The sequence below is a fragment of the Paraburkholderia sp. BR14320 genome (genome assembly GCF_040948665.1).
Classification (GTDB): domain Bacteria; phylum Pseudomonadota; class Gammaproteobacteria; order Burkholderiales; family Burkholderiaceae; genus Paraburkholderia; species Paraburkholderia youngii.
On sequence record NZ_JBFPKG010000021.1, the window covers coordinates 13,757 to 40,357 of the forward strand.

24 protein-coding genes and 1 pseudogene are annotated in these 26,601 nt (G+C 60.0%); 12 read left to right on the forward strand and 13 right to left on the reverse strand.

What is annotated here, in order from left to right; all coding sequences use genetic code 11:
- Positions 1 to 14 precede the first annotated feature (14 nt).
- Positions 15 to 380 (forward strand): 6-carboxytetrahydropterin synthase, encoded by a 366-nt coding sequence (locus AB3X89_RS20040; protein ID WP_368584810.1) that lies wholly within the window; start codon positions 15 to 17, stop codon positions 378 to 380.
- Between the two features lie 81 nt (positions 381 to 461).
- Here AB3X89_RS20040 and AB3X89_RS20045 read toward each other — a convergent pair whose 3' ends face one another.
- From AB3X89_RS20045 to dnaA, 7 genes are all read right to left on the reverse strand, one after another.
- Positions 462 to 1,250, reverse strand: coding sequence for an HAD family hydrolase (locus tag AB3X89_RS20045; RefSeq protein ID WP_368584811.1), 789 nt, complete (start codon positions 1,248 to 1,250; stop codon positions 462 to 464).
- On the reverse strand, positions 1,240 to 2,223 hold the full coding sequence (locus AB3X89_RS20050; RefSeq protein ID WP_368584812.1) for a hypothetical protein: 984 nt from the start codon (positions 2,221 to 2,223) through the stop codon (positions 1,240 to 1,242). The genes AB3X89_RS20045 and AB3X89_RS20050 overlap by 11 nt, the downstream gene beginning before the upstream one ends.
- A 316-nt stretch (positions 2,224 to 2,539) precedes the next feature.
- Entirely contained in the window at positions 2,540 to 3,403 is an 864-nt protein-coding gene (locus AB3X89_RS20055) for an HNH endonuclease (protein WP_368584813.1), read from the reverse strand.
- Positions 3,404 to 3,430: 27 nt separating this feature from the next.
- Positions 3,431 to 5,005, reverse strand: a complete 1,575-nt coding sequence (locus AB3X89_RS20060; RefSeq protein WP_368584814.1) for a hypothetical protein — start codon at positions 5,003 to 5,005, stop codon at positions 3,431 to 3,433.
- A 254-nt stretch (positions 5,006 to 5,259) separates the two neighbouring features.
- A complete protein-coding gene (gene gyrB, locus AB3X89_RS20065; RefSeq protein ID WP_368584815.1) occupies positions 5,260 to 7,731 on the reverse strand; it encodes a DNA topoisomerase (ATP-hydrolyzing) subunit B in 2,472 nt (823 codons plus the stop codon).
- 114 nt (positions 7,732 to 7,845) lie between these two features.
- Positions 7,846 to 8,949, reverse strand: coding sequence for a DNA polymerase III subunit beta (gene dnaN / locus AB3X89_RS20070; RefSeq protein ID WP_368584816.1), 1,104 nt, complete (start codon positions 8,947 to 8,949; stop codon positions 7,846 to 7,848).
- Between the two features lie 496 nt (positions 8,950 to 9,445).
- Positions 9,446 to 11,044: a chromosomal replication initiator protein DnaA gene (gene dnaA / locus AB3X89_RS20075; protein ID WP_368584817.1), complete on the reverse strand. Its 1,599-nt coding sequence runs from the start codon at positions 11,042 to 11,044 to the stop codon at positions 9,446 to 9,448.
- A gap of 383 nt (positions 11,045 to 11,427) precedes the next feature.
- Between dnaA and rpmH the strand changes: the two genes are divergently transcribed.
- From rpmH to yidC, 4 genes and pseudogenes are all read left to right on the forward strand, one after another.
- On the forward strand, positions 11,428 to 11,562 hold the full coding sequence (gene rpmH, locus AB3X89_RS20080) for a 50S ribosomal protein L34 (protein ID WP_004198824.1): 135 nt from the start codon (positions 11,428 to 11,430) through the stop codon (positions 11,560 to 11,562).
- A gap of 10 nt (positions 11,563 to 11,572) precedes the next feature.
- Positions 11,573 to 12,062, forward strand: a pseudogene (locus AB3X89_RS20085) (ribonuclease P protein component).
- Positions 12,063 to 12,174: 112 nt separating this feature from the next.
- Entirely contained in the window at positions 12,175 to 12,405 is a 231-nt protein-coding gene (yidD, locus tag AB3X89_RS20090) for a membrane protein insertion efficiency factor YidD (protein WP_013091032.1), read from the forward strand.
- 30 nt (positions 12,406 to 12,435) lie between these two features.
- Positions 12,436 to 14,094 carry a membrane protein insertase YidC gene (gene yidC / locus AB3X89_RS20095; protein ID WP_368584818.1) on the forward strand — a complete coding sequence of 553 codons (1,659 nt, stop codon included), beginning with the start codon at positions 12,436 to 12,438 and terminating at the stop codon, positions 14,092 to 14,094.
- Between the two features lie 140 nt (positions 14,095 to 14,234).
- Here yidC and AB3X89_RS20100 read toward each other — a convergent pair whose 3' ends face one another.
- Positions 14,235 to 14,642, reverse strand: a complete 408-nt coding sequence (locus AB3X89_RS20100) for an XRE family transcriptional regulator (protein WP_368584819.1) — start codon at positions 14,640 to 14,642, stop codon at positions 14,235 to 14,237.
- Between the two features lie 346 nt (positions 14,643 to 14,988).
- On the opposite strand from AB3X89_RS20100, the gene mnmE reads away from it, so the two are divergent.
- The 3 genes from mnmE to AB3X89_RS20115 all read left to right on the forward strand — a co-directional run bounded on the left by mnmE (position 14,989) and on the right by AB3X89_RS20115 (position 18,168).
- Positions 14,989 to 16,383 carry a tRNA uridine-5-carboxymethylaminomethyl(34) synthesis GTPase MnmE gene (gene mnmE / locus AB3X89_RS20105; protein WP_368584820.1) on the forward strand — a complete coding sequence of 465 codons (1,395 nt, stop codon included), beginning with the start codon at positions 14,989 to 14,991 and terminating at the stop codon, positions 16,381 to 16,383.
- A gap of 187 nt (positions 16,384 to 16,570) precedes the next feature.
- Positions 16,571 to 17,761, forward strand: a complete 1,191-nt coding sequence (locus AB3X89_RS20110) for a tyrosine-type recombinase/integrase (protein ID WP_368584821.1) — start codon at positions 16,571 to 16,573, stop codon at positions 17,759 to 17,761.
- A gap of 245 nt (positions 17,762 to 18,006) precedes the next feature.
- Positions 18,007 to 18,168, forward strand: coding sequence for a hypothetical protein (locus AB3X89_RS20115; RefSeq protein ID WP_176109870.1), 162 nt, complete (start codon positions 18,007 to 18,009; stop codon positions 18,166 to 18,168).
- Positions 18,169 to 18,265: 97 nt separating this feature from the next.
- Here AB3X89_RS20115 and AB3X89_RS20120 read toward each other — a convergent pair whose 3' ends face one another.
- Positions 18,266 to 18,595: a hypothetical protein gene (locus AB3X89_RS20120; RefSeq protein ID WP_013091026.1), complete on the reverse strand. Its 330-nt coding sequence runs from the start codon at positions 18,593 to 18,595 to the stop codon at positions 18,266 to 18,268.
- 273 nt (positions 18,596 to 18,868) lie between these two features.
- Here AB3X89_RS20120 and AB3X89_RS20125 point away from each other — a divergent pair, with 273 nt between their 5' ends.
- Positions 18,869 to 19,984 (forward strand): diguanylate cyclase, encoded by a 1,116-nt coding sequence (locus AB3X89_RS20125; protein WP_368584822.1) that lies wholly within the window; start codon positions 18,869 to 18,871, stop codon positions 19,982 to 19,984.
- A gap of 31 nt (positions 19,985 to 20,015) precedes the next feature.
- Here AB3X89_RS20125 and AB3X89_RS20130 read toward each other — a convergent pair whose 3' ends face one another.
- Positions 20,016 to 20,855: an SDR family NAD(P)-dependent oxidoreductase gene (locus AB3X89_RS20130; RefSeq protein ID WP_368584823.1), complete on the reverse strand. Its 840-nt coding sequence runs from the start codon at positions 20,853 to 20,855 to the stop codon at positions 20,016 to 20,018.
- 176 nt (positions 20,856 to 21,031) lie between these two features.
- Here AB3X89_RS20130 and AB3X89_RS20135 point away from each other — a divergent pair, with 176 nt between their 5' ends.
- Positions 21,032 to 21,967 (forward strand): GlxA family transcriptional regulator, encoded by a 936-nt coding sequence (locus tag AB3X89_RS20135; RefSeq protein WP_368584824.1) that lies wholly within the window; start codon positions 21,032 to 21,034, stop codon positions 21,965 to 21,967.
- Positions 21,968 to 22,070: 103 nt separating this feature from the next.
- Positions 22,071 to 22,496: an HIT family protein gene (locus tag AB3X89_RS20140; RefSeq protein WP_368584825.1), complete on the forward strand. Its 426-nt coding sequence runs from the start codon at positions 22,071 to 22,073 to the stop codon at positions 22,494 to 22,496.
- Between the two features lie 200 nt (positions 22,497 to 22,696).
- On the opposite strand, the gene AB3X89_RS20145 is transcribed toward AB3X89_RS20140, so the two are convergent.
- On the reverse strand, positions 22,697 to 22,876 hold the full coding sequence (locus tag AB3X89_RS20145) for a hypothetical protein (protein ID WP_176109876.1): 180 nt from the start codon (positions 22,874 to 22,876) through the stop codon (positions 22,697 to 22,699).
- Positions 22,877 to 23,370: 494 nt separating this feature from the next.
- On the opposite strand from AB3X89_RS20145, the gene sap1 reads away from it, so the two are divergent.
- Positions 23,371 to 23,709, forward strand: coding sequence for a surface attachment protein Sap1 (gene sap1 / locus AB3X89_RS20150; protein ID WP_013091020.1), 339 nt, complete (start codon positions 23,371 to 23,373; stop codon positions 23,707 to 23,709).
- Between the two features lie 254 nt (positions 23,710 to 23,963).
- Here sap1 and araH read toward each other — a convergent pair whose 3' ends face one another.
- Both araH and araG read right to left on the reverse strand, forming a co-directional pair.
- Positions 23,964 to 24,968 (reverse strand): L-arabinose ABC transporter permease AraH, encoded by a 1,005-nt coding sequence (gene araH, locus AB3X89_RS20155; protein ID WP_368584826.1) that lies wholly within the window; start codon positions 24,966 to 24,968, stop codon positions 23,964 to 23,966.
- 73 nt (positions 24,969 to 25,041) lie between these two features.
- Positions 25,042 to 26,601 carry an L-arabinose ABC transporter ATP-binding protein AraG gene (araG, locus tag AB3X89_RS20160; protein ID WP_368584827.1) on the reverse strand — a complete coding sequence of 520 codons (1,560 nt, stop codon included), beginning with the start codon at positions 26,599 to 26,601 and terminating at the stop codon, positions 25,042 to 25,044.

Genomic DNA, 26,601 nt, shown 5'->3' on the forward strand with positions numbered 1-26,601 from the left:
AGTTGGATATTGCAATGAACTATGAACTGAGCCAGAGGTTCTACTTTGAAGCCGCTCATACTCTACATCGCGAGGTCGATGCTGAGGGAAGCCGTCGCATTCACGGGCATACCTATCATGCGCAGGTATTTGTTCGGGGTACGCCCGATCCGACGACCAAGATGGTCATTGATCTTGGATTCTTGCGTAGAGAAATTGAGCGTGTTCGAGAGCTTCTCGATCATCGATTTTTGGATGAAATCACGACGCTCGGCCCAGCAACGTTGGAGAGCTTATGCGCTTTTATCCTTGAAGAGCTCTCCAAATCCATACCCACGATTTCGAAAGTCCGTGTCGAGAGGACCGCAAGTGGAGACGCATGCGATCTATCCCCAGCTTAAAAGACCTATTCTAGAACGCCTCGCAATATTCCGAACACCCGCCGCATGTGAGTCAACAGCGGGGCGGAACGCAATAGGCTTTCAGCCAATCGGCGAATGGCCTTCAGTCTTCCGAAAATCAATCGCGATTTTCACTGCGCTAAGGTAATTGTCGACTGAGAAATACGCCTTGGCGCCAACTTTTTCGCCACTTTGCCAAGCGGGCATGAATCCGCCTGGAAAGTGAATCGCTTGGAAGCCGGCAGCCAACGCTGGCAAAACATCGCGATCAATCTGATCTCCAATTGCCCAACGCCACGTACCGGCCCTCGCTCGACCAAGTCTGGCATAGAGACTGTTATTTTTCTCTGCGGCCAGAATTGTTTCCACGAAGCCTTCTAAAGCGTGCGCCCTTAGAGTCGTCTCAATTCGCCCCCGGGTTCCCTCGGTCACTACAAACACTTTCGCACCTGCAGCAGCCAAAATTTCTAAACCCTCGCGCACGCCATCCCGTAACGGTGGAAGTTCTTTCAACATCCCATCGAAAGCAGAGACTAGGGATTCCGTGATATGCGCCGGCAAGACATCCGTACCAAGTACAGCCTGCCGAATCGCAGTATTAGGTGGCTGGCTTTGAAGACGACCTGCAATCGCCGAAACCAGCATACCAAACGGATATTTCAGACCGCGATGGTCAATTTGAGCTATACCCTGATCGATTTCCCTCACGAAGGCTAGCCGATCGACCGGGCCCACCGAGAACCCCGTCGCATCCTCTATTAGCTGAAGCAAGCCCAATTGCGCATTACGAAAGATTAGATCAGTATCCCACAACGTATTGTCTGCGTCGGTGATCCACAGGATCGAATTTTTACTAATCTCACCGTTCATATACAGATAAGATATTAATGTCGGCACCCTTTTTCAGGGTACCAACCATCCTAAGCCCATGGCTTTCACCTCGACGAACAAACTGATAGGCGAACGTTCCCGTCGAATATTCGCCTCTGGGTGAAACATGTAAATGAAGTGGAATCGGATTCTTATCTGGTTCGAAGCCGACCAATCGATAATCAATCCACTCGAATCTTCCACCGGCTCGCGTCGACTCCTCAATGACCCGCATGGCCTTTTGAGAATTAAAGACTGCCCAAAAAGCGGACCAATATTCTTTCGATGTGAGAGCGTAGTTCGCGGCATTCTTTGACGGATATGTCGGAACCGTTCGAGACTCGTCATGCGGGATAGCATCGAGAAAACGATGGTAAAGATCGATATCCTGTCCCGAAACCAACTCGCCAAACATCGGCATCAATTTGGTTCCTTTCCCAAGTTCAAGCACGATCAATGGCCGGATGCCTGGAATATCCAATTTCGCTTCAATTTCCTGCCAAGAATACGTCTTTCCCTCCAAATCCCTCAGCTGAATCAACTCATTATCGACAAAAAATATGCGATCTGGATAGGAATACACGTATAGATTTATCAGTGCCTCTTGCATTCGCTCGGCAGAGCGAACCGCAACTTCCGTGACAGATTTACTGGTGTTTGAACCCGCCGACAGTGTCGTGCCAGTCTTCGCGGTCGCCGACATTTTCACGAATGTCGGGATTGAAGCCTCTCCAGCACCCGATATCTCAGCGGAAAGTTGAGTGGCTTTGGTACCCCCGACGCCCTGCGTACGGGACGCAATTTCAAACTCAGGTTGAAAAATTGTGTCATAAAGGCGGCCAACGGCTTTCGCGTCAATAAAAAGCGGCGAATCCGCAATGAACCAAAGATTGTTGAGATTATTGATGCGATTCCTCAACTCATTGCTGTGCTGGTCGCTCTCCGAAAGAAGCGAATTTCCGGTGTTTGCCAAGATGATCCCCAATCTTTTCTTTAAACCGTTGGCCACATACCCACCCTAGATTCGTCCGAAAAAAGTATGCTCGAGGTCGTGCGCGAGTGCCAGAGGCTGTACTTCTCCCGCGCGGCCGCACGCATGGGTACGGGTTTTTAGCATATCGTCCGAGGCAGGAAAGTTCAACGTTATCGTTGAGCAAGCGTATACGCAGGTCCGACCCTCCACCATGCTTGCGCCTACTCGGGGGCAACCCAGGTAAGTGCGACGCCGCTCGAAGAATGGGTGTAAGAAGACCTTTGATGCCGCGAAAAAATCGCGCCCAGAATGCGAGCTAGCAAAGTTCGCAGCACAGATTTTCGATATTCAGAAATCCAGACCGATTTCTGCGAAATACTCGCAAAAATTGATCTGCAGTCGGCACCGGAAGGTTTTCCGAGCTACTTCTGTAATCCGCAACCACTGCAAACCGTTTACTCGCGCCGAATTCCGAAAAATCACCTGTTCTTACCGAGCTATGCGAAAAATGCCTCGATAGACCGCTAATCGCATCGCTTTTACCCGAGTTGCACGACCGACAGAGTATTTGCCAGTTCTCAGGATCATCGCCGCCAAGCAAATGGGGAATGATATGGTCGAGCTCCGGTCTGCGATACATTTCCTTCAGTCGAATTTCGTTCTCGACTGCCGGGTGTCTATCAACGACAACCGACTCTTCTTCTGCCGCATATAAATCTAAGTCGTCTTCAAAAGGGAACAGGCAAAGCGCGCAGCGCCATCCTTGAGCGTGCAGAATCGAAAGCTGAGCCGAGCTTGAAGGATCGAACGACGTCGTATTCCGTCCGTGTCGGTAGAAAAATCTTATTCGTTTGAATACCAAAGCGAGGTCGCGAATCAGTTGCTCGTTTCCTGCACCAAGACTCAAACGTTCTTCGATCGTCCGCCTAGCCAGATATTTAAAATTCGGCGACGGTTGGGTAAACAATTCAACTGGTGCGAGGTTCCATAGTATCCGGACGATCGCCATCAGTGACGCGTGGGCACGTATTGATGACGAGGACCCGTAGGCCAGCTTAGTTACAGCATCAAACGATGCGTCAAACAGACGCTGCGCATCGCTCGATAACAACGCGAGCGCACGGCGATCTTCTCGTTTCCCCCGGGAGACTATGTCGAGGAACCGCAAAAGCGGTTCCATGTATAGCGTCGCGTGCAACAATTTCGGCTACCTGAAAAGGGGAGACTCTTTTTTGACGGTCGAAAGTTTCTGCCCCTTACGAAACGATCTGATTGCGTCCTTTATGTCGGCCCAACCAGTACCGCTCTGCAGACCCGTCGCCGACCAGTTTTGAAAGAATGCGCCAGGCACGGCATCAAAAAATTCGCGTACCTGTTCTGCAAAATGGGCTAATGACGTAAACCTTGCATCACCTTCCGCCTTGCTTTCTAAGAACACGTCTTGTAGCGCCTGGAGCGTAACAATATAAAGCAGGTGAAAGTGAGGCTCTTTTACCCACACCTGCTCTTTCGAATATTGTTCCTTCAGAGTTGACCAAAACGTGAAGAAGAAGGGCACCCAAGTCTCGTAATTTTTCCACTTTTCACGAGTGAGCGTAAGGTTTGACGCTTGGAGCGCAGGCGAGAACATCGCCATTTCCAAGCTCTTTCCACCTTTGTCGATGGCCCGCCAACGTTTAGCAACGGTCAACATCCCTTGCTGACTAAGCTTTCCAGCTTTCTCAAACCCCGCGGATTCACTCGCCTCGGCGACAGTCCCGAGGAAAGGACTTCTTGGGTCGTGATTGATATATTTGTGGATGATTCGATCCGAATTCTTGATTCCAACTGACTCCAGCTTTTTGTCAATTTCCTCAATTTCAGAGTTTGTTAGGGACGTGTTTAAGAGTTCGGTGAGAAAATCCTTAGATATCGGTCGCGCCATCTTATTCAAGACGACGAATTGGAACACTTGCTCGATCCAGTCCGCATCCTTGATCGCACATACCGTGAAGACGATCTCGTCTTTATCGCTTTCATTTGCTCCATTGACACGGTGCTGCCCGTCAACAATCATCGCCGGTCGAAGTAGCGACTTCAACGTCGCCTTCAATTTCTCTTCCGGCGTAAAGGCTACGAATTCCTTGTCCTCCTGGTTCAACGAGCCTTTTGCTTTAACGGCATCGATTCTCGTTGTTTCTTTACCGAGCCACTCGAGCACTTTCGAATCATCGCTGATGAACTCATAGAAGTCACGGAGCTTGGACTGACCGACGTCTAACTCCTCCTCGCCTTCAGTATCGGCATTTTGCGTGTCGGCGTCGCCGTCCTCTCCTTCGGCGGCCGCCGAAGTTCCTGATTCGACATCGCCGTTCGTACCGGCAGGAACCAGCGAATCCACGCCGACCCGTGGAGCAAGCAGAAGTGCCACTTTCTTCCGAAGTTCGTCCAGCGTCAACGTCTCGTCATCGTCGACCGTGAAGCTTATCTGCACTAAGTCCGGCTTATACGAAAGTTGATCTCCACCCCAAGTGGTAGGGATGGACAAGCTTTCCGAGGTCAGTTGTCCTTCTCGAAATGCGACGACGACAGCGCCCGGCGACGTTTGATTTGAGTTGAAAAAGTCGATGATTTTTCGATAACGCGCGCCGAGTGCGCGTTGAAAGCCGCCGTGAAACCGTTCGTTCTTTGCAGGCACCCCGCCCCATGCGACGATATCGTCTGCGGCAGCGCAGAAGGACACCAACTCGGTGCTCGAATCGCCTTGCGAGTACTTCATACCCAAGTATTTGTAAGTCGGCATCTTAGATCCCTGCTGTTGAAGTGGCATCCGTAGGAGCGGTTATGAACGCGACTGGCCGTTGCCGAATCGGCATTCGAACTCGACGTCGCCAGATAACGCCTAATGTCCCCGCAGTAACGCATGCCCGCATTGCGGCAGATTCGAGCGAGGACCAAAGTCTTAGACTCAGGAATTCTCGCTCGATTTTTCACTATCTATGTCAGCAATTTTTCATTTTGCTGGCACTAATTCCACTTTCCGTGTCATCCGACACCTCAAACATCAATATTCCCCGCCCTAAGCGCATTAGACTCAATGAAAGCCCGACGCGGCTCCACATCATCCCCCATCAGCGTAGTAAAGATGCCATCAGCAGCAATAGCATCCTCAATCTGCACCCTCAGAAGACGCCGCACTTGCGGATCCATAGTCGTCTCCCAAAGTTGCTCAGGATTCATCTCACCGAGGCCTTTATAGCGCTGCTTGGACATATTCCGCTCAGCATCAGCAAGCAACCACTTCATCGCACTCTTGAAGTCGGTGACAGCCATGCTCCGCTCCCCACGCTTGATCACAGCTCCAGCCCCAATCAATCCCTTGAACGTATTGGCGGTATTAACAAGCTGCTGATAATCCGCGGTCAACTGAAACTCTTCATCGATCACGGAAATCTTCTGATTCCCATGATGCGTCCGCGCGACGCGCAGCGAGCGCAGTTCCCGCACAGGGTCATACATCGTGGTCACTGTCACATCAGGCTTCAGCGCGTCATCCCGCAGCTTCGCTTCGAGCGCGCGAGCCGAAGCCTCGGCCGCCTGCTCGCTGGAGAGATCGACAGCGACGCCATCCATCACCGCCTCGAGCGCGCCAGCGTCGTACAGACGGCTCAAACGATCGACCACCGCCTGCGCCAACAGATAAGACCGAGCCAACTCACCGAGCGCATCCCCGGTAATCGGAGTCGCACCATCGGAAGCGACCAACTCCGACCCCTGCAACGCAAGGCGAAGAATATGCGCATTAACTTCCGACTCATCCTTCAGATACCGCTCGTCCTTCCCCGCCTTGATCTTGTACAGCGGCGGCTGTGCGATATAGATATACCCGCGCTCGATCATCTCCGGCATCTGCCGATAGAAGAACGTCAGCAACAGCGTCCGGATGTGCGCACCGTCCACGTCAGCATCGGTCATGATGATGATGCGGTGATAACGCAGCTTGTCGAGGTTGTAGTCTTCCTTGCCGATCCCGCACCCAAGCGCGGTAATCAGCGTAACGATCTGCTCGGAAGACAGCAGCTTGTCGTAACGCGCCTTCTCGACGTTCAGCACCTTACCGCGCAGCGGCAAGATAGCCTGAAACTTCCGATCCCGGCCCTGCTTCGCCGACCCACCTGCCGAGTCACCCTCGACGATATAAATCTCCGACTTCGCCGGATCCTTCTCCTGACAATCCGCGAGCTTCCCAGGCAAACCAACGCCATCGAGCACGCCCTTACGACGCGTCATCTCACGCGCCTTGCGCGCGGCATCGCGCGCACGCGCCGCATCGACGATCTTGCCGCAGATGATCTTCGCGTCGCCCGGCGTCTCGAGCAGGAATTCCTCGAGCGCCTTCGCGACCACTTCTTCCACCGGCGCGCGCACTTCCGAAGACACCAGCTTGTCCTTCGTCTGCGAGCTGAACTTCGGCTCCGGCACCTTCACCGACAGCACGCACGACAGCCCTTCACGCATGTCGTCGCCCGACGTTTCGACCTTCGCCTTCTTCGCGACTTCATGATCGGCGATGTACTTGTTCAGCACACGCGTCATCGCCGCACGCAAACCGGTAAGGTGCGTGCCGCCGTCGCGCTGCGGAATGTTGTTCGTGAAGCACAGCACGTTTTCGTTGTAGCTGTCGTTCCACTGCATCGCCACTTCGACGCCCACACCATCCTTCTCGCCCATGATGTGGAAGATATTCGGGTGCAGCACGGACTTGTTCTTGTTGATGTACTCGACAAAGCCCTTCACGCCGCCGACGAACGCAAAATCTTCTTCCTTGCCCGAGCGCTGATCCAGCAAGCGAATCCGCACGCCGTTATTGAGGAACGACAGTTCGCGAATCCGCTTAGCGAGAATGTCGTAGTGATATTCGACGTTGCCGAAAATCGTCTCATCGGCCATGAAATGCACTTCGGTGCCGCGGTTTTCGGTCTCGCCGATCACCTGCATCGGCGACGTGACCACACCGTCGGTTTCTTCGAGCACGCGATTCTGCGGCACGCCACGGTGGAACTCCATGAAGTGCTTCTTGCCGTCACGGCGCACCGTGAGGCGCAGCCACGCCGACAGCGCGTTCACGCACGACACGCCCACGCCGTGCAGGCCGCCCGACACCTTGTAGCTGTTCTGGTCGAACTTGCCGCCGGCGTGCAGCTCGGTCATCACGATTTCAGCGGCGCTGCGCTTCGGATCGTGCTTGTCGTCCATCTTCAGGCCGGTCGGCACGCCGCGGCCGTTGTCGGTGATCGAAATCGAGTTGTCCGCGTGGATGATCACCTGGATGTCGTTGCAATGCCCGGCGAGCGCTTCGTCGATGGAGTTGTCGAGCACTTCGAACACGAGGTGGTGCAGACCGGTGCCATCCGATGTATCCCCGATGTACATTCCAGGCCGCTTGCGCACGGCTTCCAGACCTTCGAGGATCTGGATGGACGAGGCGCCGTAGCTGTTATCGGGCTGCGTATTGTTCATGTCAGTCATGGATTTTTTCCGGTTCTGCGTTACTGCGAGGTTGCTGCTCTGGACTTTTCAAAACGCCATAAAAACACCAAAGGGGCGCTGCGCCCCTTGGTGTTCTTCTTGATGTTGGACGCGTCAGATGCGCATCGGCATCACCACGTACTTGAATTCGTCGTTCTCGGGAATCGTGATCAACGCGCTGGAGCTGGCATCACCCAGGCTCACCTGCAACATGTCGACCTTCAGGTTCGCGAGCACGTCGAGCAGATACGTGACGTTGAACCCGATATCGACGCTGTCGCCGTCGTATGCGATTTCCAGTTCTTCCTGCGCCTCTTCCTGATCGGCGTTGGTCGACATGATCTTCAACTGGCCCGGCTCGACGATGCAGCGCACGCCCTTGAACTTATCCGACGTCAGAATCGCCGCGCGTTGCAGCGAGCGCTGCAGTTCTTCACGACCGATCAGGAATTTGTTCTTGTGCGACTTCGGAATCACGCGCTGGAAGTCGGGGAACTTGCCTTCCACGAGCTTCGACACGAGTTCGACCTGGCCGAACGTGAACTTGACCTGCGTCTGCGCGATGTCGATGTTCAGCGTGTCGTCGATGTCTTCGAGCAGGCGCTGCAGTTCGAGAATTGTCTTGCGCGGAATGATCACTTCCTGGCGCGCGAACGAGCCCTCGATTTTCATCGACGAGAACGCGAGACGGTGGCCGTCGGTCGCGACCGCCATCAGCTGATCGCCGTCCACCACCAGCAGCATGCCGTTCAGGTAGTAACGGATGTCCTGCTGGGCCATCGAGAAATGGACCATGCCGAGCAGCTGGCGGAACGTCTTTTGCGGAACCACGAGGCTCGCGCCGTAGTCTTTAGCCTGAGCGACGGTCGGGAATTCGTCCGCGGCGAGCGTTTGCAGCGCAAAACGGCTCTTGCCGGATTGCACTGTCAGGCGCTTGTCATTCAGCGTCAGCGTGACCTGGCCGTCGGGCATCGCGCGCAGAATGTCGAGGAGCTTGCGCGCCGCCACCGTGGTCGCGACCGATTCGCCGCTCACACCGAAATCGGCGCGCGTGGTGATCTGCAACTCGAGGTCGGTCGACAGGAACGACACGTCAGGACCGTTCTTCGTGATCAGCAAATTGGCGAGGATCGGCAACGTATGGCGGCGTTCGACGATGCCGCTCACGGTTTGCAGCGGCCTGAGGAGGTTGTCGCGTTCGGTCTTGACCAGTTGCATAGGGTTCCTTCGTTGATATAACGGCCTGCACGCCTTACGGGACAAGCTTTTCAGCGTGCAGCCACGGCTCCCCGCCGGCGCCCTGAAAAGCGCCCGACACGGCGTGAAATCCGCCCGTCGCCGCCGGGCGGTTAAACCTGTATTGTGCCTGAAAACGGGACCGCCTCACTAAAATGGGGGCGAGTTCGGGAATAAACAGGTCGATTTTGCAAGGCGTGATCCGGATCGCCGACGGTTTTTCATGCCGCTGCCCGGTGCTTCTGGTTTGCGGGCGCGTTTTTCCGCCACTTCGGGCCGGTTGCACCGCAAACTCATCGGGGGTTCGCCACGTTTTTGCGCCGCTTCTGCTCGCTTGCTGTCGCGTCCCTTGCCATTTCGCGTCAGGACCCGGCTGCGCCGCCGGGTTGTTGGTCCCCTGCCCATTTCTCTATCTCACAGCGCACACAGCGCTTCCCGCCGCCCACGCCCTTTTCACTGTCGCGTGCGGCCGGCCCGTTTAGCCCTTCAGCGTCTGTTCCAGCACGTGCAGTTCGTGGTTCAACTGCGCGTCCTTGCTGCGCTCGTCGGCGATCTTGCGCACAGCGTGCAGCACCGTCGTGTGGTCGCGCCCGCCGAACAGCTCGCCAATTTCGGGCAGGCTCTTCTGCGTCAGTTCCTTGGCCAGGTACATCGCGATCTGACGCGGCCGCGCGATGTTCGCCGGACGCTTCTTCGAATACATGTCCGCGACCTTGATGCTGTAAAAGTCGGCGACCGTCTTCTGGATGTTTTCCACCGAAATCTGCCGGTTCTGCACCGTCAGCAGGTCTTTCAGAGCTTCCTTGGTCAGTTCGATCGTGATTTCGCGGCCGTGGAACTTCGAATACGCGAGGATCTTGCGCAGCGCGCCCTCGAGCTCACGCACGTTCGAGCGCAGATGCTTCGCGACGAAGAACGCCACGTCCTCGTTCAGGCTCACGAACTCCGATTGCGCCTTGCGCATCAGAATCGCGACGCGCATTTCGAGTTCGGGCGGCTCGATCGCCACCGTCAGACCGGAGTCGAAGCGCGAGATCAGGCGATCGTCGATACCCGAGATTTCCTTCGGATACGTATCGCTCGTGATGATCACCTGCGCCTTGTTTGCGACCAGCGCCTCGAACGCGTAGAAGAATTCCTCTTGTGTGCGCGATTTACCCGAAAAGAACTGAATATCGTCGATCAGCAGCAGGTCGAGCGAGTGGTAGTAGCGCTTGAAGTCGTCGAACGCCTTGCGCTGGTACGCCTTCACGACATCGGACACGTACTGTTCCGCGTGGATATAGCGAATTCGCGCGCCGGGTTTGTCCATCAGCAACTGGTTGCCGATCGCGTGGATCAGGTGGGTCTTGCCGAGGCCCACGCCACCGTACAGGAACAGCGGGTTATACGAGATACCGGGGTTGTCGGCGACCTGAATCGCCGCGGCGCGGGCGAGCTGATTCGCCTTACCGGTCACGAAGTTGTCGAAGGTCAGGACGGGGTTCAGCTTCGAGCGCTCGTACATCGAGTCGCTTTCGCTGGTTGCCGCCGCACCCGCGCCTTGGCCCGGACGCCACGTGCGGCGCCCAGCGGCGGCCTCGTTCGCGTCAAGGCTCGGCAGATCGAGGTCGGCGGCATCTTCGGCGGCGCTGCGCGGATTCGCGTTTTGCGCGGCGAGCGCCGCTGCCGCGGCTGCGGGATTCGCGCGCGCGCCATGCGCTGCCTGCACCGCGCCCACAGCGGCATCCATGGCTGCGACGCCGCCGGCATTACCGCCTTGCGGCGCGGTCGAAGCCGGGCGCGCAGACGACGGAGCCGGCGCTGCGGCCGCCGGGCCGCGCATACCAGCCTTCGGATCCAGTACGAATTGCACGTCCACCGGCGCGTGCCAGAAATCGCGGGCCATATCCGCGATGCGGCCGGAGAACTGGCTCTTGACCCAGTCGAGCTTGAAGCGGTTCGGCGCGGCAATGCTCAACGTGTTCGCATCGGCGTCGAAGGCGACCGGGGCCAAGGGTTTGATCCACGTCACGTACTGCTGGGGCGTAAGCTCACGCTCCAGCAATGCGGAACAGTGTTGCCAGAATTCGTTCATCAAGTTGCTATCGTTATGGTGTGCACGGCGGTCGCCGCTGCCCCTGTCGCGCGCCCGCAACAAGGCCCTAAGCAGCCAGGCGTAACGGCCCCAGGCGCCTGTGCCACAAGGGTCTGCGGGACGAGCGTGCCGGAGCGACGTGCAACATTTTTGGGAAGTAAGGCGAGATTCTAACGCCAAAACGGACCCGGAAGTGAGTTATCCACAGGGACCGATCAGCTCGCCCGGCAAACCCCGGCTGCGTCAGATGCGGGCTAAACTATTGACGGCCAACGGAAAACCAGTTTAAATAGCGGGTTCTGCGAAAACCAATTCCAGTAAACCACCGGCCATTGCGCTTTCAGCGATGATCGCGCGGTTTTTTTCGATCAAGTGAGAGCAACATGAAACGTACTTACCAACCTTCCGTTACCCGTCGCAAGCGCACCCACGGCTTTCGCGTTCGCATGAAGACCGCTGGCGGCCGCAAGGTCATCAACGCACGTCGCGCGAAGGGCCGCAAGCGCCTCGCGATCTAAGGCAAGCGGATTGCGCGCTGTGACCGAAGCCCGCGGCGAAGCGGGAGCGGCCGGGGCGCAGCAACCGGGTTCGGTTCCGTTGCGAGCGCAAGCCGCCTTCCCCAAAGCCGCAAGGCTGCTAAAAACGGATGAATTTTCATCCGTTTTTAGTTTGCGGCCGTGGCGCCGTACCGCGCACTTCGTCGTGTACGGGCGGCCCACCGGCAACGAGGCGCGTCTTGGCCTCGTCATCGGCAAGAAGTACGCGCCGCGCGCGGCTACGCGGAATCTGGTGCGTCGGATCGCGCGTGAAGCCTTCCGGCTGCGTCGCGCGGAATTCGGCGGTTGGGATGTGCTGCTGCGTCTACACACGCGTTTCGACAAAAAAGCTTTGCCGAGCGCGTCATCGCCGCCGTTGAAGGCGCTGTGCCGCAGCGAAATCGAGGCGTTGCTCGACAAGGCAGCGCGCGAAATTACCCGTCGTCAGGTGCCGCCCGCGGGAGGCGCCCAGGACGGAATGACGCAGTGACCGCCCGCACAGCGGTCGCCGCAACGGGCATTGCGCCGGCAGCTTCAGGGCGCGGGCGTCGCCCGGTACTTCACGTTGCGCGGCGCCGTACGGCCGCACCTGCCATGCAAACGGTACTTCTCGCTTTATTGCGTTTTTACAAGCTTGCCGTCAGCCCCATGCTCGGCAACCGGTGCCGTTTTTACCCTTCCTGCTCTGATTACGCGCGCGAGGCAATCCAGTATCATGGCGCCGCGCGCGGGACTTATCTCGCCGTGAGGCGTGTTTGCCGCTGCCATCCGTTTTCCGCGGGCGGCATCGATCTCGTCCCGCCACCCACTTCTGAAAAGCGCTGACGCGCCGTTCCATCGACACTGAGACAACGCATGGATATCAAACGCACCGTCCTATGGGTCATCTTTTTTATGTCAGCTGTCATGCTGTTCGACAACTGGCAACGCGACCACGGACGCCCGTCGATGTTCTTCCCGAGCACGACGCCGACCCAGACCGCCGGCACTGCCGCGCCGGGCACAACGACGCCGGGCACCCAGCCGGCCGATCTGCCGGCCACTAACGCGGCCGCCCCCGGCAACGCGCCGGCGGCCGAGCAATCGCAACTCGTGAAGTTCGGCACAGACGTCTACACCGGCGAAATCGACACCCGCGGCGGCACATTGTCGCGCCTGTCGCTCATCAAGCAGGGCGACGGCAAGCAGCCGGATCTCGTGATCACACTGTTCGACAAGACGAACAGCCACACGTATCTGGCGCGCACCGGCCTGCTCGGCGGTGACTTCCCGAATCACAACGACGTCTTCACGCTGATGCCGAATCAGCCTACCCACCTGGCTGAAGGTCAGAACTCGTTCCAGATGAGCTTCGAGTCGCCGGAAAAGGGCGGCCTTCGGGTCATCAAGACGTATACGTTCACGCGCGGCAGCTACGTGATCGGCGTCGAGACGAAGGTTCAGAACGTCGGCACCACGCCGGTGACGCCGCAGGTCTATATGGAGCTCGTTCGCGACGATCAGCCAGTCGAAACGCCGCGCTTCTCGCACACGTTCATCGGACCGGCTGTCTACACGGACGAGCATCATTTCCAGAAGATGACGTTCAGCGATCTCGACAAGAACAAGCAGAACTTCGCGGCGTCGGCCAACGACGGCTGGGTCGCGATGGTCCAGCACTACTTCGCGTCGGCCTGGATTCCGCAAGAAGGCGTGAAGCGTGACTTCTACGCCGAGAAAATCGATCCGTCGCTGTATCGCGTCGGCATGAAGCAGGCGATGCCGACCATCCAGCCGGGCCAGACCGTCAGCGTGTCCGCGCGTCTGTTCGCCGGTCCGGAAGAAGAGCAGATGCTCGCGGGCATCGCGCCGGGCCTCGATCTGGTGAAGGACTATGGCTGGGTCACGATCATCGCGAAGCCACTGTTCTGGCTGCTGTCGAAGATTCACAGCTATGTCGGCAACTGGGGCTGGTCGATCGTGCTGCTCACGCTGCTGATCAAGGCGGTGTTCTTCCCACTGTCGGCCGCAAGCTACAAGTCGATGGCGCGCATGAAGGCGATCACGCCGCGCATGCAGGCGCTGCGCGAGCGCTTCAAGGGCGATCCGCAGAAGATGAACGCGGCGCTGATGGAGCTGTACAAGACCGAGAAGGTCAATCCGTTCGGCGGCTGTCTGCCGGTCGTGATCCAGATTCCGGTGTTCATCTCGCTGTACTGGGTGCTGCTGTCGTCGGTGGAAATGCGCGGCGCGCCGTGGATCTGGTGGATTCAGGATCTGTCGCAGCAGGACCCGTATTTCATCCTGCCGGTGCTGATGGCCGTATCGATGTTCCTGCAGACCAAGTTGAACCCGACGCCGCCGGACCCGGTTCAGGCCAAGATGATGATGTTCATGCCGATCGCGTTCTCGGTGATGTTTTTCTTCTTCCCCGCGGGTCTCGTGCTGTACTACGTCGTGAACAACGTGCTGTCGATCGCGCAGCAGTACTACATCACGCGGATGATGGGCACCTCGAAGGCGAAGCCGGCCTGATATTCCGTCCCACGGCGCTCCGCATGGCCGCCGTGACGCAAAGCGAAAACGAAAAGCCGCCCGGTGCGAACCGGGCGGCTTTTTTCATGGTGCGGTCGAAGAAAATGCGACGGGCGGCGGCTGCGCCTACGTTTCGACGTTCACTCCTCGTCGGAATCTTCGCCGTAAAAACGCACGATCATTTCCTCGACCAGATTCCGATCCTTCGGGGTCAACGATGCGATCTTCGAAGCGAGTTCGATCGTTTCCGGTGTCGGCGGATATTTTTCGCCACGTGCCATCGGTCGTGCGCTGGCGCCGGGCGGCGGTCCGTAATGGAGCCAGTGCTCGTTGACGTTCAACCATTCGGCGAGCGTGCGCAACTTGTCCGGCTTCGGAATCGTCGTACCCGTCAGCCATTTGTGCGCGGTCTGAGGTGTCACGGGACGCTCGCCGTGATAGCGAAGATTGAACTGCTCGGCGAGTTTGGTCCCGCCGCGAATTTTCAGCGGCTCGAGCAGATCCTTCAGCCTCTTGGCGAAGGCGGCTTTTTCTTTGTCGGTCGGCATGGGCCAGATTGTGCAATTCAGCGTTCAACCAGTTGACAACCGACCAAGCTTTGTTTTCTCTTATTTGAGATAGTTTTAGCTTGCAGCGTGCGCCCGATAAAGCGTTGCGCGAATTCGATTTTTTTCATCTCTTTATTGCCTGGCTTGGCTTTGCCTGAACTGCAGGTGCTGCCAAGTCTCAATTATTCTTAAGTAGCGCGATAATAATCCTAGCTTACTTGGGATAAATCCGAGATGTTTACACGATAGGAATGCACCCTTTCGTCCGTAGCGCGCGCGTTACAATGCCTCGCGCCGACTCGACCAACGCGGCCCTGCCCTTCCCCTCCCGTTTCGCCGACTTCACATGCTCACGACCGACTCCGATCCCATCGTTGCCATTGCTACCGCGCCCGGCCGGGGAGGTATCGGCGTCGTGCGGATTTCGTTCGGCCGCGCCGGCGCGGCGGCGGCCCAGCCATTGATGCAGGCGCTCACCGGCCAGATGCTCGAGGCGCGTCACGCGAGCTACGTGCCGTTTCTCGACGCGAGCGGCAATCCGCTCGATCGCGGCATCGCGCTGTACTTTCCGGCGCCGCATTCGTACACCGGCGAGCACGTGCTCGAACTGCAGGGCCATGGCGGCCCGGTCGTGCTGCAATTGGTCCTGCAGCGCTGCATCGACGCCGGCCGCGCGTTCGGTCTGCGGCTCGCCGAGCCCGGCGAATTCACGCGCCGCGCGTTTCTGAACGACAAGCTCGACCTCGCGCAGGCCGAAGCCGTCGCCGATCTGATCGAGGCGAGCACCGAGGCCGCCGCGCGTTCGGCCGGCCGCTCGCTCGACGGCGCGTTCTCGCGCGATATCCACGCGCTGGTCGAAGAAGTGATCACGCTGCGGATGCTGGTCGAAGCAACGCTCGACTTCCCGGAAGAGGAAATCGACTTCCTCGAAGCCGCAGACGCGCGCGGCAAGCTCGCGCGCATTCGCGAACGTCTCGCGCATGTGCTGAGTGAGGCGCGCCAAGGGGCGTTGTTGCGCGAGGGTCTGTCGGTCGTGCTGGCTGGGCAGCCGAACGTCGGCAAATCGTCGCTGCTGAATGCGCTCGCTGGTGCCGAACTCGCGATCGTCACGCCGATCGCCGGCACGACCCGCGACAAGGTCGCGCAGACGATCCAGATCGAAGGCATCCCGCTCCACGTGATCGATACGGCCGGCCTGCGCGACACCGAGGACGAGGTCGAGAAGATCGGCATCGAGCGCACGTGGGGCGAGATCGAGCGCGCGGACGTGGTGCTGCATCTGCTCGACGCGCGCGCCGGCATGACGACCGACGACGAAACGATCGCCGCACGCTTTCCGCGCGGCGTGCCGGTCGTGCGCGTGCTGAACAAGACCGATCTGACCGGGCTCGCGCCCGCGACGCAGGCGCTCGACGCCGATCTCGAACTCAGCGAGGTGCGGCTGTCGGCGAAGAAGGGGGACGGTGTCTCATTTTTGCGCGACGAACTGCTGCGGATTGCCGGCTGGCAGGCGGGCGCGGAGAGCGTCTATCTCGCGCGCGAGCGGCATCTGATTGCATTGCGTGCGGCCGACGAACATCTGGCGACCGCCGCCGCGCATGCGGAGCAGAACGCGCAGGCGCTCGATCTGTTCGCCGAGGAGTTGCGGCTCGCGCAAGATCAGTTGAATTCGATCACGGGTGAGTTCAGTTCGGACGATCTTCTCGGAGTGATTTTCAGCCGATTCTGTATCGGCAAGTAACGCCTAACACGCTCGCCAGCGCTGTTCCGTTCTGATATAACGTCCGCGGTCGAAAAGCCGCTGCTGTCACGCAATCGAAAACGCACTCTGTCGACCAAAAACCCGGCAAATTTTTGGTACACAGCCGGGGCAAAAGTTTTAAAATCTCGGCTGTCCGAACCTAAACGACGTACAGCGTTCCGAAAGCATGCCCCGCCTCGCCACTCCGCTCACCGAATCCGAGATCCGCTCGCTCGAACCGCGCGCGACCCGCTACTGCGTCGCCGACGGCAACGGTCTCGTGATCGAAGTCATGACGACCGGCACCAAGGTCTGGCGCTTCCGCTATACGTTGAACGGCAAGCGTCAGCCGCTCGCGACGATCGGCGACTACCGGATGATTTCGCTGCGCGTCGCGCGCGCGAAGGCCCAGAGGTACGCGGCACTCGTCGCGCAGGGCATCTCGCCGGTGGCGACCGCGCGGCGCGATCGAGGTGCCGAGAGCAAGGCCGACGTGCTGCGCGAAGCGGCGGAGCTTTATGTCTCGACGGCGCTGGCCGGCAAGTCCGACGAATATCGCCGTACCACGCGGCGCGCGCTCGACAAGGACGTGCTTCCCGCGCTCGGCAACAAGCCGATCGGCGCGGTCACCGCCGACGACATCGTCGCGATCTGCGAGCGCATCAAAAGCCGCGGCGCGCCGAAAATGGCGCTGCACACGCGCAACGTCGTTAAGCGCCTGTATGCATACCTGATCGCGCGTCAGCTCGCGACCCGCAACCCCGCCGAAGTGGTGCCGGCGCGCTCGATCGCGACCTTCGACAGCCGCACCCGCGTGCTGTCCGGCGCCGAGATCGGTGTGATGCTGCACACCATCGACACGTCGAATATCCGCCGCCCGCTGAAGCTAGCGCTGCACCTGCTGGTGCTGACGATGGCGCGCAAATCGGACCTCGTCGAATCGACATGGGCCGAGTTCGATCTCGACAACGCGCTATGGACGATCCCCGCTGCCCGCCTGAACGCGCGCGAGGACCGCATCCTACGTCTGCCGCGTCAGGCGGTTGCGCTTTTGCGCGAGCTGCAGCGCGCGCGCACCAGCGAGACGTTCGTGTTCCCGAGCGTCCGGGGCGACGATCGGCCGATCGCGAAAAGCACGCTGAACCAGGCGGTCAAGGCATTGGGGCTCGATGTGGAGCATTTCGTGCTGCACGACTTTCGTCGCACAGCGTCGACGCATCTGCGTGACATGGAGCAGCAATCGGCCGCGGCACGCGACATCACGAATCGTGAAGCAACCGATGAAGCAGCGCGGGACAGTCGCATGCTTCAGAGTTGGGCGGACTTTGTCGATAGCCAGATGGAAATCGCACGGCAGACTGCGAACGGCACGGCTTGACGGCATCGTCATGGGTTTTGGCGTGATCTGACGCTTGCTGCCATGGCGGAATCGGGATGGTACACAGGCCGATTCGACCTTGTCCCAAAGCTAGTCAAACAAGGGAAAATCATTAAAAAATAAGGTTTCTGAAGCGCGCGAAAATGCGCCTTTATCCGCTCCTCGTGACCGTCTCACATCATCGTTCTTTCCCCGCTTCCTTCGCCTACACTGAGAGATGGATGCAAGCAGATACGGAGGTTTCGATGCCTGAATCAATGCTCGCCTATCTGATGGGGCCTGCCGTCATGCTGGTGGTCGGCTTTGCCATCTGGATGATGTCGCGTCACCGCGACCCGTCCAAACCGCCCAAGCTCGAGCGCTGGCTCGACACGCATTACGCGGAGTGGCTGCATCACAAGCACTAAGGCGTGCCTCAATGGAAAAGGCCGTCGCATCGAGCGACGGCCTTTTTGTCTGCGCGTTGCCAGGCTGGATCATCCGCGCATCAGAGCCACGCCGCGTTCACCACTGCGGCTCGGGTTGCGGCTGTGCGTAGCCGTACTGTCCGGGCGGCGGTGCGCCGCACGCAACATAGGCGCGCTGATACTGGTCATAGCAATACCCGGGCGGCGGTGCCACGTAGGCCGGCGCGGGCTGATACGCGGGCTCGGCATAAACCGGCTGCGGATACGCGACCACCGGCGCCGGCGTCAACACCGAACTGACCACCGCACCCAGCACCGCGCCGCCGATCAGCGCACCCACCACGTCGCCGCCGTGTCCGTGCGCGGACGCCTGGCCCGCGACCGTCAAACTACCCGCCATTACCAACGCCACTGCGATCTTTTTCATATTGAGCTCCCGCCGTTCAGGCATGGACGAATTGTCGCTGGCGCGGGCGGAAATAGATGCTGCAGTTGGTAACGGGACATTAACTCTGTAACAGGCGCATAACGTCGGATGCTTCCGCCTGCGCATGGGATCGCGCGGCGACAGCGCGGACGATTGCCACGCTGGTCTTGTCGCGGGCGCCGACTATTATCTGACCAATGGCACTGCTCAAGGAGCGCCCCGCCTCTGCGCAACCTGACCGGCCTTTCCTGACCTTCATTCGGGCTGAACTACATGGACACCTCTAAACTGCCCCAGAACGTCGCAACGCTGCATCCCGCAGACGAAGCACAGACGCAGGCACACGCGCTCGTCACGGAGGGTCCGCCCAATCTCGCCATCGACGACTCGTTCGCGCGCATCCTCGCCGACCCGCCGGCGGCCGAGTGCCCGATCATGGTTCTGTTGGTCGATGACCAGGCGGTCATCGCCGACGGGGTGCGCGAGGCGCTCGCCGACGAACCGGGCGTCGACTTTCACTACTGCGCGTCATGGGAAGACGCGGTGCGCTGCGCCGAAGACAAGCGCGCGACGGTGATCCTGCAAGATCTCGCGATGCCGGGCGCCGACGGTCTGACGCTGGTGCGGCAATATCGGTTGAACCCGGCCACGCGCGACATCCCGATCATCGCGCTGTCGACCAGGGAAGAGCCGCTCGTCAAAAGCGCGGCGTTCGCGGCCGGCTCGAATGATTACCTCGTGAAGCTGCCGGATCGCATCGAGCTAATCGCGCGCATCCGCTATCACTCGCGCTCTTATCTGAACCTGCTGCAACGCGACGAGGCGTACCGCGCGCTGCGGCAGTCACAGCAGCAACTGCTGGCGACGAAGCTGGAATTGCAGCGGCGCACGCATTCGGACGGTCTGACCGGCCTGTCGAACCGCCGCTACCTGGACCAGCATCTGGCCGACGAATGGCGCCGCGGCGCGCGCGACAAGACCGGCCTCGGCCTCCTGATCATCGATGTCGATCACTTCAAGGCCTATAACGACACCTACGGGCACGTCGCCGGCGACGAAGCGCTGAAGAGCGTCGCGCGTACGATCGAGGCGTGCCTCGGCCATTCACCGGATCTCGCCGCCCGCTTCGGCGGCGAGGAGTTCGCGGTGGTCGTGCCGGGCACGTCGGCGGGCGGCTTGCGCCTGCTCGCGGAAAAAATTCGCATTGCGGTCGAAGATCTCGCGATCACCCATGCGGGCTCGGCAGAGGGCGTCGTCACGATCAGCATCGGCGCGGCGATGGTGGTGCCGTCGGCGGCCGAGCCGGTCACGTCGCTGATCGAGGCCGCCGGTGTCGGCCTGCATCGCGCGAAACACGACGGCAAGAATCAGGTGGCGGTGAGCGGCTGAGTCGGGCGCCGCCCTTCCCCTACCCTCTATTTCACGCCGTCACGGCGCGCGTATAGCGCTCGGCCGGCGCGCTGTGCGACAGATTCGGCTGCAGATGCAAACGCGCGTTGTTCAGACGCTCCCAGTCGGCGGCATCGGGCAACGACGGGATCGTCACCAGCTCGCCCTGGTCGAGACCGGCGAGCGCCGCGTCGACCATGTCCTCGGCGCTCATCACGATCTGCGCAGGCAGGTTCTCGACCGCGAGACCAGCGCGATCCCAGAACGCGGTGCTCGTCGCGCCCGGCAGCACGGCCTGCAGCCGCACGCCCTTGCCGCCCACCTCGTGATGCAGCGACTGCGTGAGATTCAGCACGTACGCCTTGGTGCCGCTATAGGTGCCGTTCAGCAATTCCGGCGACAGTGCGACGATCGACGAGATATTGATCACCGTGCCCGCGCCACGCGCTATGAAACCCGGCAACACGGCCGCCGTCAGGCGCGTGAGCGAGGTCACGTTCAGGTCGATCATCTTCTCGAGTTCATCGATGTCGGAGTCGAGCAGCGTTGCGGTCGCGCCGACGCCCGCGTTGTTGACCAGCATCGTGATGCCGCGCTCGGCGCGCAACTGATTCTCGATGCGGCGCACGTCGGCCTTGTCGGTCAGATCGGCGCTGACGGTGCTCACGCGCCGGCCGGTCTCCTTCGTCAGCCGCTCGGCGACGCTGCTGAGGCGCGCGCCGTCGCGCGCAATCAGCAGCAGATCGTAGCCGCGTCGTGCGAGCCGGTCCGCATAGACCGCACCGATCCCCGACGATGCGCCAGTGATCACCGCCGTCCCCTTGCCTTCGTTCGAATCGCGTTGTACTCCCTTCTCTGCCTGTGTTGCCATTGAAACTCTCCTTGCGGGCTGCGCACGATGCGACCGCCCTGACTGGTGAATGGGAACATCCGTGAACTCGCCCTCTCGCGGCCTTCGCGCTGATGCGGCGGTGTTGACGAGCTGAGTTTAGGCGCGTACCGTTTTGTCTCAAATGTCGTATTTCCCTCGTTTCAGGACATCGCAAAATGAAGCGCATCGGCGTAGTGGTGTTTCCGGGCTTCCAGATCCTCGACATGATCGCGGTATCGATTTTCGAACTCGCCAATCAGGACACCGACGAGCCCGCGTACGACGTCACGGTGATCTCCGAGCACGGCGGCATGGTGCGCAGTTCGGCGGGGGTCGAGGTCGCGACCCGGCCGTTCGGCGATCCCGCCTACGACACGGTGATCGTCACCGGCGCGATGGAGATCGCGCCGTCGTCGCCGGGGCTGCTCGCGTTTCTGAACGACGCCCTCGCCGCCTCTCGCCGCACCGCGAGCATCTGCACCGGCGCGTTCGTGCTTGCCGAAGCGGGCATCCTGGACGGCCGCCACGCGACCACACACTGGGCGCATGCCCGCGATCTGCAGCGGCGCTTTCCGCGCGCGCGGGTCGACGAGGACCGCATCTTCATCGTCGACGGCTCGGTGTGGACGTCGGCCGGCATGACCGCGTGCATCGATCTGTGCCTCGCGCTGGTCGAGAACGACCTCGGCGTCTCAGTGTCGCGCGCGATCGCGAAAAAGCTCGTCGTCTATCACCGCCGCACCGGCGGGCAATCGCAGTACTCGGCGATGCTGGATCTCGAACCGAAGTCGGATCGGATCCAGAACGCGCTGTCGTATGCGAAGAGTCATTTGCGCGAGCCGCTGAGCGTCGAGCAGCTCGCCGAGGTCGCGCATCTGAGCCCGCGCCAGTTCAGCCGCGCGTTTCGCGACGAGACGCGCCAGTCGCCGGCTCGTGCAATTGAGGCGCTGCGCGTCGAAGCGGCCCGCACGATGCTCGAAACCGGCCGTCATTCGATCGAAACGGTCGCAGCCGACACTGGCTTCATCGACCCCGAGCGCATGCGGCGCGCGTTTTTGCGCGCGTTCGGCCAGCCGCCTCAAGCAATCCGGCGCGCCGCACGCGTGCCGTGAGCATTCGGGTAGAAAATAGGAAGCCCGCGATGCGAAACTGCGCGAAACAGCAGCGTCCCGCTCGACCCATGAATCGAAACCAGACCAAACGAAAGGAAACGCGATGAGCTACAACGACAGCAACCCGTTCGCCAAAATCTTGCGCGGCGAACTACCGTGCATCAAGGTGGCCGAAAACGACCAGGCGCTGGCTTTCATGGACTTGATGCCGCAGGCCGACGGTCATCTGCTCGTCGTGCCGAAGGAAGCGGTCGCGGAGATTTTCGATCTGTCGGATGAGGCGCTCGTCGCGTCGGCGCGCATGGCGCAAAAGCTCGCGATTGCGGTGCGCGCGGCACTGCGTCCTGACGGCGTGTTCATCGGCCAGTTCAACGGTGCGGCGGCGGGACAGACGGTGCCGCATGTGCATTTCCATGTGATTCCGCGCTGGGAAGGCCAGCCGCTGAAGCTGCATGCGCGCGAGGTCGCCGACGCCGACACACTTGAAGCGCTCGCCAAACGGATTCGCGCGCACTGGCGCGCCCATTGAAGCGCGACGCGCGCGCCCGCACACATTGCCGCGCCAGGCGTGACGGTCACGTGCGGTAACAACTGTAAAAACCGTTGAAACCACCGACTGGTGAGTCGCGACTAGACTGCTATTGCCTTGTGTTCAAGGCATTGAGTGTGGATCTCTTTTTTCAGCCTGCCCTTGTGGCAGGCTTTTTTCTTTATGGTCCGCTCGCAATCTCAGAGCCGATCGCGAGAACGGCGCAGCGGATGCCGCCAGTCGATACGCCGGGGACGCGGTGACAACGGCCGCCCGTCGTGCAGGTCGCGATGCTCCTGCCACAGTTCGTCGGAAAAAAGAAACATCACGATCAGCAGCGGAACGACCAGAAAAATCCCGAGTATTACGTGCTCGTTCACGATAGCCTCCAGGCGCGGGAGATTTGTTTCAATTGTAGAGCAGCGCCTATACCCGCAAGCCGTTGCAGGCCCTTCACGAAAGCGCGCGAGAGACGGCTGGCACCATTTGTTTTCTGCACCTGCCGCGTTATTGCACTTAGCGGCTTTCGCCCGCCGAATGAGTTTGTGTGCGACGCACAAACTCCATTCTTTAAATTGTATTAGAGCGCTTAATTGGCGCTACGCGTTTACGCGAATGCGGGCGCAAAGCTTTATCAGCTAAAGCGCTGAGCGAGTTGGATTTTTAGTGATTCGTTTCATTGTCATTTGATCAGGCGTCTGCGCAAGCTCTAATCAGCCATGACAGCGGGTGCGACAATTAGCCACTGTTGCGACCGCACACAAGATGTGCTTGTCGTTCTTATAGGTTCTCCTACAGTACAAGCTGTGGGTCCACCGTTAAAGTTAAATACATAGCTAACCGAGTATTTTTTCGACCCGCCCCGGAGGAATAAATGAAAACTCGAATTGCCGTTGTTTTCGCCATCGCGGGTTTGGCTGCCGCTAGCGTTCAGGCGCAAGACGTCGTGATCAAGCCGCAGCAAACGATCCAGTTCAAGGCCAATGCGTATGGCTGCGTATCGAAGGACAAGCTCGATGCCGTCGATCACCATGCGCAAGCTGGTGAGCAACAGCAGATGCAGGAATTCTTCTCCGGATATCAATGCGTATCGACACCGACGGACTCGAGTTTCCGCGTGGTGCGCGTGGTCGGCCACGACGTCGAGTTCGTGAATGCAGCCAATAGCGACACCGAGGGGCTCTGGGCCAACGACCGATTTATCAAGCAATAAGTACAACACCGGTACTCCGGCAAAAGCCGGAATACGGTCGCATGCGTCTCCACTGCGGCTTTAAAGTCGCAGGCGTGAACGCGTGAGCTAAAAAGAACGGCTTGGGCATTCAGATGCCAAGCCGTTTTTTTTATTGCTTTTCATGCAGGCCGGACTTCACGTGCAATAAAAAAAGCCGATGCGGGTTTTATCGACCCGCATCGGCAGTACGCCTTCTCGCAAAGCGCAGGAAACCGGCCTGGTGCAGCGGCGCGTCAGTGCACGCGCTTGCTGCGGCGGAACTGGTCGAACAGCACCGCGAGCAGCAGGATGCCACCGCGGATCAGGTACTGATAGAACGTCGGCACGTTGAGCAGGCTCATCGCGTCCTGTACCGAACCCATGATCAGCACGCCGACCAGCACGCCGGAGATCGTCGCGACACCGCCCGTCAGCGACACGCCGCCGAGCACGCAAGCCGAAATGACGCCGAGTTCGAGCCCGACCGACGTCTTCGGATCGCCGAGGCTCATGCGCGACGCGAGCATCACGCCCGCGAAGCCGGTCACGAGACCTTGCAGCACGAATACGGTGATCTTGATCCGCGTGACGGGCAGCCCCGCGAGCACGGCCGCTTCGCTATTGCCGCCGACGGCCAGCACGTTCTTGCCGAACACGGTCTTTTTCAGCAGGAAGCCGAACAGCACGAAGCCGATGATGTTGCTCCAGATCGGATAAGAAATGCCGAGGAACGAGCCGCCGCCGAGATCGAAAAAGCGCTCCTCGGAGATCATCACCGCGTCGCCGTTCGACGTAATGTAGGCGAGACCGCGCACGACCTCCATCATCGCGAGCGTGACGATCAGCGAGTTGATCTTGTAGCGCGCGACCAGCGTGCCGTTGACGAGCCCGACCGCGCCGCCCGCAAGCACGCCGGCCGCGACTCCGATGAACACGCTATGCGTGGCGGTGATCAGCACGGAAGCCACCACGCCCGAAAACGCGACGATCGACGCCACCGACAAGTCCACCTCGCCGAGCGCGAGCACGAACATCATCGTGACGGAGATCGAGCCGATCAGCGTGACCGACAGCAGCAGGCCCTGGATATTGCGCGAGCTCAGAAAGCCAGGGACCGTGAACGACAGCACCGCGAACAGGATGATGAACACCATCACGATGCCGGATTTGTTGATCAGGTCCCAGGTGCGTGCGGCCCGCGCGGTCAAACCGGCGGAGGCGACGGCGGGGGTCGAGGAATCGGTGGAAGGTATGCTCATGATGTGTGTTCCATTCAATGCCGTTTCGTTGCGGTATTCGATAAGAGGTCTGGTGGCGAGAGCCGTTGGCGGATCAGCGGGGCAACGCCAGCTTGATCAGCGCATCCGGCGTGGCTTGCGCCTTCGGCAGATCGCCGACGATGCGGCCTTCCTTCATCACGATCACGCGATCGGTCACGCCGATCACTTCGGCGAGATCGCTCGACACGACGATGACCGTGCGGCCCGCCTCGGCGAGTCCATACAACAGCCCGTAAATCTCGCTGCGCGCCCCGACGTCGATGCCGCGCGTCGGCTCGTCCATCAGGAACACGTCGATCTCTTCGGCGAGCCAGCGCGACAGGATCACCTTCTGCTGATTGCCGCCGGACAGCGTGCCGATCGGCGTGTCGCCGTTGCGGGTCTTGATCGCGAGCTTGCCGATGTAGTCGCGCGTGGTCTGCGCTTCCTTGCGGCCGTTGAGCACGTTAAAGCGGCTGAAGTGGCGGCGGCAGCTGATGTTCAGGTTGTCCGACACCGACGCGATCGACACGATGCCTTCCTGCTTGCGATCCTCCGGACACAGCGCGACACCGGCGCGCACCGCGTCGCGCGGCGTGGCGAACTGCACGCGCTTGCCCTTCAGCGCGACCCCGCCGGCGCTGGGCTTGACCGCGCCGTAGATCAGCTTCATCAGTTCGGAGCGGCCCGCACCGACCAGCCCAAAAAAGCCGACGATTTCGCCCTTGCGTGCCGAAAACGACGCCGGTTCGCGCAGGCCCGGCCCCATCAGGCCGTCGACCTGAAGCTGCACGTCGCCGTGCTCGCGCGCGCGATAGCCGTACACATCGGTGATCGAGCGGCCCACCATGCAGCTGATCAGCCGATCGCGATCGAGTCCCGCGCCGGCCTCGAAGGTGTCGATGCGGCGGCCGTCGCGAAACACGGTGACGCGATCGCACAGCTCGTAGACTTCCTCCATCCGGTGCGTGACGTAGATGATCGCGCGGCCTTCGGCCTTCAGCGCGCGGATGATGCGGAACAGTTGCGTAGTTTCGCGCGACGACAGCGAGCTGGTCGGTTCGTCGAACGCGATCACGCGCGCGTCGCGCATCAGCGCCTTGCCGATTTCGATCATCTGCCGCTGACCGATCGACAGATGCTTGACCTGCTGCGACGGATCGAGCTTTTCGCCGAGCCGTTCAAGCTCGCGCATCGCGCGGGCGACCAGGGCCTTTTCGTCCAGAACCCCGAAGCGATTCGGCAGCGCGCCGAGCATCAGGTTCTCGGCGACGGTCAGCTCCGGCACCAGATGCAATTCCTGGTAGATGATCGCAATGCCCGCGGCGATCGCCGCCTTGGTCGTCGCGAACTGCTGCTCGACGCCGTCGAGCGACAGCGTGCCCGACTCAGGATGATTGACGCCGGACAGCACCTTGAGCAGCGTCGACTTGCCGGCGCCGTTTTCGCCCATCAGGCCGTGCACCTCGCCGCGGCGCACTTCGAGCGACACCTGGTCGAGCGCGAGCACGCCCGGAAAACGCACGGTGATGCCGTCGAGCTGGAGATAGGGGGCGTCGGATGCGGGCGTCGTTGCAGGCGAGGGCGCAAGCGCCGCGTCGCCGGCATGAGACCCGGTGAATAAGGACGTCAT

Excerpts from the sequence above, each read along its gene's own strand:
- AB3X89_RS20040 (WP_368584810.1), top strand. The coding sequence starts at position 15 with ATGAACTATGAACTGAGCCAGAGGTTCTACTTTGAAGCCGCTCATACT.
- AB3X89_RS20045 (WP_368584811.1), bottom strand. The coding sequence starts at position 1,250 with ATGAACGGTGAGATTAGTAAAAATTCGATCCTGTGGATCACCGACGCA.
- AB3X89_RS20055 (WP_368584813.1), bottom strand. The coding sequence starts at position 3,403 with ATGGAACCGCTTTTGCGGTTCCTCGACATAGTCTCCCGGGGGAAACGA.
- AB3X89_RS20060 (WP_368584814.1), bottom strand. The coding sequence starts at position 5,005 with ATGCCGACTTACAAATACTTGGGTATGAAGTACTCGCAAGGCGATTCG.
- gyrB (WP_368584815.1), bottom strand. The coding sequence starts at position 7,731 with ATGACTGACATGAACAATACGCAGCCCGATAACAGCTACGGCGCCTCG.
- dnaN (WP_368584816.1), bottom strand. The coding sequence starts at position 8,949 with ATGCAACTGGTCAAGACCGAACGCGACAACCTCCTCAGGCCGCTGCAA.
- dnaA (WP_368584817.1), bottom strand. The coding sequence starts at position 11,044 with ATGAACGAATTCTGGCAACACTGTTCCGCATTGCTGGAGCGTGAGCTT.
- rpmH (WP_004198824.1), top strand. The coding sequence starts at position 11,428 with ATGAAACGTACTTACCAACCTTCCGTTACCCGTCGCAAGCGCACCCAC.
- yidD (WP_013091032.1), top strand. The coding sequence starts at position 12,175 with ATGCAAACGGTACTTCTCGCTTTATTGCGTTTTTACAAGCTTGCCGTC.
- yidC (WP_368584818.1), top strand. The coding sequence starts at position 12,436 with ATGGATATCAAACGCACCGTCCTATGGGTCATCTTTTTTATGTCAGCT.
- AB3X89_RS20100 (WP_368584819.1), bottom strand. The coding sequence starts at position 14,642 with ATGCCGACCGACAAAGAAAAAGCCGCCTTCGCCAAGAGGCTGAAGGAT.
- mnmE (WP_368584820.1), top strand. The coding sequence starts at position 14,989 with ATGCTCACGACCGACTCCGATCCCATCGTTGCCATTGCTACCGCGCCC.
- AB3X89_RS20110 (WP_368584821.1), top strand. The coding sequence starts at position 16,571 with ATGCCCCGCCTCGCCACTCCGCTCACCGAATCCGAGATCCGCTCGCTC.
- AB3X89_RS20115 (WP_176109870.1), top strand. The coding sequence starts at position 18,007 with ATGCCTGAATCAATGCTCGCCTATCTGATGGGGCCTGCCGTCATGCTG.
- AB3X89_RS20120 (WP_013091026.1), bottom strand. The coding sequence starts at position 18,595 with ATGAAAAAGATCGCAGTGGCGTTGGTAATGGCGGGTAGTTTGACGGTC.
- AB3X89_RS20125 (WP_368584822.1), top strand. The coding sequence starts at position 18,869 with ATGGACACCTCTAAACTGCCCCAGAACGTCGCAACGCTGCATCCCGCA.
- AB3X89_RS20130 (WP_368584823.1), bottom strand. The coding sequence starts at position 20,855 with ATGGCAACACAGGCAGAGAAGGGAGTACAACGCGATTCGAACGAAGGC.
- AB3X89_RS20135 (WP_368584824.1), top strand. The coding sequence starts at position 21,032 with ATGAAGCGCATCGGCGTAGTGGTGTTTCCGGGCTTCCAGATCCTCGAC.
- AB3X89_RS20140 (WP_368584825.1), top strand. The coding sequence starts at position 22,071 with ATGAGCTACAACGACAGCAACCCGTTCGCCAAAATCTTGCGCGGCGAA.
- sap1 (WP_013091020.1), top strand. The coding sequence starts at position 23,371 with ATGAAAACTCGAATTGCCGTTGTTTTCGCCATCGCGGGTTTGGCTGCC.
- araH (WP_368584826.1), bottom strand. The coding sequence starts at position 24,968 with ATGAGCATACCTTCCACCGATTCCTCGACCCCCGCCGTCGCCTCCGCC.
- araG (WP_368584827.1), bottom strand. The coding sequence starts at position 26,601 with ATGACGTCCTTATTCACCGGGTCTCATGCCGGCGACGCGGCGCTTGCG.